General features: G+C 67.8%; 5 protein-coding genes. All 5 read right to left on the reverse strand.

Annotation, left to right across the window (positions count from 1 at the left end):
- Positions 1 to 516, reverse strand: a 516-nt coding sequence (locus ACFWF3_RS22220) for an LLM class flavin-dependent oxidoreductase (protein ID WP_379315123.1), incomplete at its 3' end; no start/stop codon positions are given.
- 140 nt (positions 517 to 656) lie between these two features.
- Positions 657 to 1,649: a cutinase family protein gene (locus ACFWF3_RS22225; protein ID WP_378989553.1), complete on the reverse strand. Its 993-nt coding sequence runs from the start codon at positions 1,647 to 1,649 to the stop codon at positions 657 to 659.
- Positions 1,643 to 2,146: a DUF732 domain-containing protein gene (locus ACFWF3_RS22230; RefSeq protein ID WP_378989498.1), complete on the reverse strand. Its 504-nt coding sequence runs from the start codon at positions 2,144 to 2,146 to the stop codon at positions 1,643 to 1,645. The genes ACFWF3_RS22225 and ACFWF3_RS22230 overlap by 7 nt, the downstream gene beginning before the upstream one ends.
- A gap of 113 nt (positions 2,147 to 2,259) precedes the next feature.
- The gene (locus ACFWF3_RS22235; protein WP_379315124.1) at positions 2,260 to 4,053 is read right to left on the reverse strand and encodes an alpha/beta hydrolase-fold protein; all 1,794 of its coding nucleotides are present in this window, start codon (positions 4,051 to 4,053) and stop codon (positions 2,260 to 2,262) included.
- A 203-nt stretch (positions 4,054 to 4,256) separates the two neighbouring features.
- Positions 4,257 to 5,261: an alpha/beta hydrolase gene (locus ACFWF3_RS22240; protein WP_378989495.1), complete on the reverse strand. Its 1,005-nt coding sequence runs from the start codon at positions 5,259 to 5,261 to the stop codon at positions 4,257 to 4,259.
- Between the last annotated feature and the right edge of the window lie 278 nt (positions 5,262 to 5,539).

Consider the following 5,539-nt stretch of genomic DNA (forward strand, 5'->3'; position numbering starts at 1 on the left):
GCCCTTGATGCCGCGCACCTGGTAGTGCTTGCCCTCGAAATTGCACTCCTGGCCGCGCAGCAGCGTGTCCAGGATGGTCAGCGACTCGTCGAGCTTCTCCAGCCGGATGCCGGGACGCTCGAACGCGATGCCCGCGTTGTCGAACTCTTCCTTGATCCAGCCCGCGCCGACGCCGACCTCGAGGCGCCCCTTGGACAGGACGTCGAGGGTGGCCAGCTCCTTGGCGACCACGACCGGATGACGTAAACCATTGGCCAGCACCGAGGTGCCGAGGCGGATCTTGGAGGTGGCCTGCGTGAGTGCGCCCAGCGCGGCGATCGGGCCGATCTGATCGCCCAGGTGATCAGGAACGAAGAAGGTGTCGTAACCCATCTCTTCGGCTTCCTGCGCCGTCTGAACGAACTTGCGCGCGCCACCTTCCTGCTTGTTGCCCTCTCCGGCCGCTCCGAAGCGGAACGGACGCAGCGGCGTACCCAGCGCGGTCAACTCACCGACGGGTGCGGCAGCTTCGGTCATGAACTCTTCGCTCCTGGCTGGTGTGTACTCGGGCGCAATTCCCAGCGCACTTTACAGCGTGTGAGCGATCCGGCGTGCGGATGTCACAGCGAGGCATGATCCATGGCAATCACGCCCCCACTGTGACTGTGACAACTCCGTCAGGAATGGGGCGGATGTGGCGCGTTCTCGATGAGCCCCGCGGCCCAATTCACCGTCCATTGAGTGGCCGTTGTGCCGTTGCCGTCCACCGTGTTCGAGGCGTACAGCGCGTGCACCGGGTTACCCGCCGAGCGGATCAGCGCCGCGAGACTGCCCAGCGCGTTGGCCGGATTGAGCGCCTGGCGCGGCGCGTCGCAGATCATGTCGCCGGGCGCGCAGAGGGAGTTCACCTTCGGTGCCAGCGTGCCGAAACCGCCGGGCCGCGGCCCGGTCATGCTGATGCCTGGCACGTTGACGCCCTTGAGCGCCACCTCGGCGCCCTCGCCGGCGGGCGGCGGATCACCGATCTCGGTGGGCTGCCCGGGGCCGGTCGCGGTGCGGCGGCCGTCGGCGATCACTGTCACGCCGAGCACGTTGGCCTCCGGGATCGGGCCGTTGCCCGCGCCGATCTGGGCGGCCACGTCACCGGCGATCACCGCGCCCTGGGAGAAGCCCGCGATGACGAAGTTCGTCAACGGGCATTCCTTGTGGCGCTGAGCCAGCACGTCGGTAGCGCGCGCGGTGCCTTCGGTGCGGCTGTTGTTGTAGGAAGCCTGACCGTCGGGCGGGAACGCGATCGGGTTCGAGAACTGCGCCACGTACGGAACCGTGTACACCTCGAGCCGGTTGTCCGGGAACTGCGCGCGCAGTGGCCCGGACACGCTGAGCATCAACGAGATCGGGTTCGCCTGCGGGTTGTACGGATCGTCGGCGCTCGACGACTCCCAGGTGCCCGGGATCGAGAGCAGCATCACATCGGGGCAATCGGCCGACTGCGACGTCGGCGGCGGCGGGCCGGGCGGCGTCGGCCCCGGCTCCTTCAACCGGCCCGCGAGCAGGTACCAGAGCAGCACGATGACGATGATCGCCAGCACGAGCAGCGCCAGCACGGTCAAGCACCCCGCAGGCCAGAACCTGCGGGTGCGTCGCGTCGGTCGGGGCGTCACTAGCAGTAGGTGGAGTTCGCGGCAGCGATGTAGATCTGTGCTGCCTTGTTGACATCCATCTTCGAGGCGTCGAAGGACGGGTCGGTGCCCGCCATCGCCGCGACGAAGGTGGCCACGTCGGCGTCACTGGCACCGGTGCCCTTGGTGGAACAGATGTAGGTCGCCGTGGTGATCGCGGTCGTCTGGTCGCCCGGGGTGATCCCGTTCTTGGCCAGCTCGTCCAGGAACGCCTTGTCCTTGCCGGTCGCGGGTGCGGCGGCGCTGGTCTGCGGGAGGGGCGTCGGCTCCTCGGCGGGCGCACTGGTCTCCGGCGCGGTGCTCGACGGGGCCTCGGCCGGCGGCTCGATGACCACGGGCGGCGTCGTCGTCGACTTCGCGGCCGCGCTGGTGGACAGGGTGGGCGTCTGCGACGCGGTCGAGTCGTTGCCGCCACAGGCGGACAACAGGGCGACGGCAGCCAGGGCCGCGACCGATCCGGCTACCGTGCCAGGGATCCGATGCATGAAGATGTCTTTCCTCGATCGTTCGTCAGGGAAGCGGTCGCAGACCAGGCTAGCCGGAGGATCGGCACTGCCGGGCACTGCGCGGCGAAGCTCAGAGAGTTCTCAGCCCGAGATCACACCCCGTGGACTTCGGATTTGCCGTCTCGCACCACGATGAACCCGGTCTGAAAGTTCTGCTGGATTCCGCCGGGAACGGTGAACTCGTCGCTCACCGGATACCCGAGCCTGCCGTTCTCGAACCCCTGCGCGCCCCAGGCGTCGGCGAGCGCGCCGTTGCGCACCGACCAGGCGCCCGAGAGCGGGCTCCAATAGATGTTGCCGCCCTCGAACCGGCTGAATCGGCCGAGATCCTTCAGCGGCGCCTCCTCGGCGACCGGGAAACCGAGGGGGCTGTTCTCGAAGCCGAGCTGGCTGTACTTGTCCAGGACGAAGCCCTGCACCCGGTGTGCGCCGGTGGCCGGGCTGTAGAACATCGGACCGTGTTCGAAGGCCTGTACCGAGCCGTCACGGCTGGGTGTGCGCGCCTCGGCGGCCACCGGGTAACCGGCGGGACCGCCCTCGAAACCCTGCTTGCCCCACTCCTCGAGGAACGCGCCGCGCATCACCTGCGCGCCGGTCTGCGGGGTCCAGTAGATCGAGCCGCCTTCGAAGGTCTGCATGCGCCCACGCCCGTCGGGCAGGCCGTGCTCGTCGCCGGTGGGCATGCCGAGCGGCGAGGCCGGTCCGCCGATACCGGCGTAGGTGCCGCCGATGCGCCCGCCCACCGCGTGCGTGCCCGCCGCCGCGGAATGGAACACCCGGCCGTTCGGGAAGTCCTGCACCATTCCGGTGCCCGCCGGGTATTCGGCGGTGAGGCAGTTACCCAGCCAGCTCGCCGCCTGCGCGACCCCGGCGATCGCCCCGCCCAGCGTGCAGGTGGCGCCGCCGGGATCGGTCCCGAGCGCCGCGGCGGCCTGCGACCACGACTGACGCATCTCGAAATCCCAGTACGGCCAGGTATGGGTGCCCGCGGGCCGATAGTTCGCCTGCACCGGGATCGCCAGCTTCTCCAGCTTGGCGACGAAATTCTGGGTCGACAGGCGCGAGAGGATCTCCAGGCCGGTGCCCGCCCAGTTCTCGCTCATCAACGGCACTTCGCCGAGCTGATCGTGCGAGCCGGCCAGGCCGCTGCCGCTGGAGACGTACATGCTCACGCCTTTGAGCTTGTCGGCCAGCAGGTACGGGTCGTGCGCCTCCCATTCGGGGCTGCCGGGCGGGCCCCACATCGCGCCCGCGTCGAAACCGCCCGCGTCCTTGTTGGCGAAGGTGATCGCCTGCGGCATGCCGAGTGTCGTCGTGGTGAGCAGGCCCGAGTACGAGGCCACGTATTTCATCAGCCCCGGATTGCGGCCCGCGAGGTTCATCGCCGCCGTGCCGCCCATCGAAAGTCCCTGTACACCACGCACATCCGTGGTTCGCCAGTCCCGTTCCAGGATCGGCGGGAGTTCCTTGGTCAGGAAGGTCTCCCACTTGTAGGTGAAGCCGTTGTCGGGCGCGAGCCAGTCGGAGTACCAGCTCGACTGACCACCCACCGGCAGCACCACGTTGACGTTCTTGTCGGCGTAGAAACCCTCGGCGTCGGCGTCTTTGGTCCAGCCGTTCTCGTCGTCCTGCGCGCGCAGACCGTCGAGCATGAGCATCATCGGGAACTTCGCGTCGGGGCGCACATTCCAGTCCCGCGCCAACAGCATCTGCACCTGGATCGGGGTCTTCATGGCGGCCGAGTACACCCACAGCGCCACCCGCCGATCCGAGAGCCAGTCCACCCGCTGCACCGCCGACACCGCGGGTTGCGCCTGCGCCGGAACGGTGATCGTCGGCGCGAGCAGCGCCGCCGCCATGGCCGCGATGCCGAGGATCCGCCGCATCGGCGCTGAAACACTATGAACCGAGACACGATGTTTCATCACACGCGACCCTCCTCATCCCGGAATTGGGACACAGCATCACCGTCGGTTGTACCGCAATAATGAGCGATAACTGGGGAGGACACGCGAGCCGTGTACGCAGCAAAAAGACCGGCCCACCCTGGGGGTGAGCCGGTCTTCGAGTTGTTGCTGAGCGGAAACTACTAGGCGCCCAGTGCATTCAGGATGTGCGGACGCGCCTTCCACAGCTCGTCTTCCCAGTACTTCCACGAGTGGGTACCGGCGGCACCGACGTCGTAGACGGCGTTGATGCCGAGGGTGTTGAGGCGACGCTGGAACGCGAGCGTGCTCACGAACGAGATGGCCTCGATGCCCATCGCGTTGGCGGTGTTGTAGGCACCGCCGAGGCCGGCCGGCTTGTCGTGCTGGGCGGGCAGGCCGTTGGCCGAGGAGATGAACAGCGGCAGGCCGCGCAGCTCGGGGGCGAACACCATCGGGTCCATCCGCAGCCACGCCGAGCTCCACGGCGCGGCCATGGCGTCGACGTTGAAACGGCCCGCGTCGAGCATCATCACGCGGATGGCCTCACGCATGCCGGGGGCGCCCCAGTTCAGCGGGCCCGAGAGCGAGGACGCGTGCTTGAACTGATCGCGGTTCAGCGCGGCGAGGCGCAGCGCGGCCGGACCCGACATCGACAGGCCGAGCACCGCGTTGTTCGAGCGGGACACGCCGTAGCCCTCGAGGAAGGCCGGGAGCTCTTCGGTCAGGAAGGTCTCCCACTTGTAGGTGGTCTTCTGGCCGTTGGTGTTGCTGGCGGCGGTCCAGTCGGCGTACCAGCTGGACTGGCCACCGACCGGCATCACCAGGGTGACGTTGTCGTTGCTGAACTGCTGCATCGCGTTGGTCTCGAACGACCAGGCGTTGCGGTCGTCACGGGCGCGAAGGCCGTCGAGCAGGTAGAGCGCGGCGTTGCCGCCGTTGCGCGCCCACTGCACCTGGACCTTCACCGGGCCCATCTTCGAGGGCACCATGAGTTCTTCGTAGCCACCGGCCGGTGCGCGCAACACGGGTGCCGACACCGATGGTGCGGCAAGCGCGGTCGGGGCCGCTCCCGCGGCGATCGGCAGCACAAGGGCTGCAGCGCCGACAGCTAGAATTCGATTACGCCAACCACGAGATGCCGGCGCGACGGCCTTGCCGAAACGCATGTGAATTCCGCTCTCTTTCTGCTGTTATGGCATGCCAGCCTCGTCTGCCGTCCTCGACGCGGCCCCGACAGCCCGGTCGATCAGACGGATGAAACAACGATCTGGTCACACTTACGCTCGCTGGAGGATATTCCACGCACGAATTAACTGCAAGGCCAAGAGAACTCGGCTGTGAAATGCCCGTATGGGCGGCGTGTCGGGCTGGGCCGATCAACCCTGGTAGACGGACGTGGCGAGGGGTCAGCGGGAGAAAAGAAACGCCCGGCGCAGTTATGCGC

The organism is Nocardia sp. NPDC060220 (assembly GCF_042727815.1).
Classification (GTDB): domain Bacteria; phylum Actinomycetota; class Actinomycetes; order Mycobacteriales; family Mycobacteriaceae; genus Nocardia.

What these genes read in the sequence shown, in the direction of transcription:
- ACFWF3_RS22230 (WP_378989498.1), bottom strand. Translation starts at nt 2,146, where the DNA reads ATGCATCGGATCCCTGGCACGGTAGCCGGATCGGTCGCGGCCCTGGCT.
- ACFWF3_RS22235 (WP_379315124.1), bottom strand. Translation starts at nt 4,053, where the DNA reads ATGCGGCGGATCCTCGGCATCGCGGCCATGGCGGCGGCGCTGCTCGCG.
- ACFWF3_RS22240 (WP_378989495.1), bottom strand. Translation starts at nt 5,261, where the DNA reads ATGCGTTTCGGCAAGGCCGTCGCGCCGGCATCTCGTGGTTGGCGTAAT.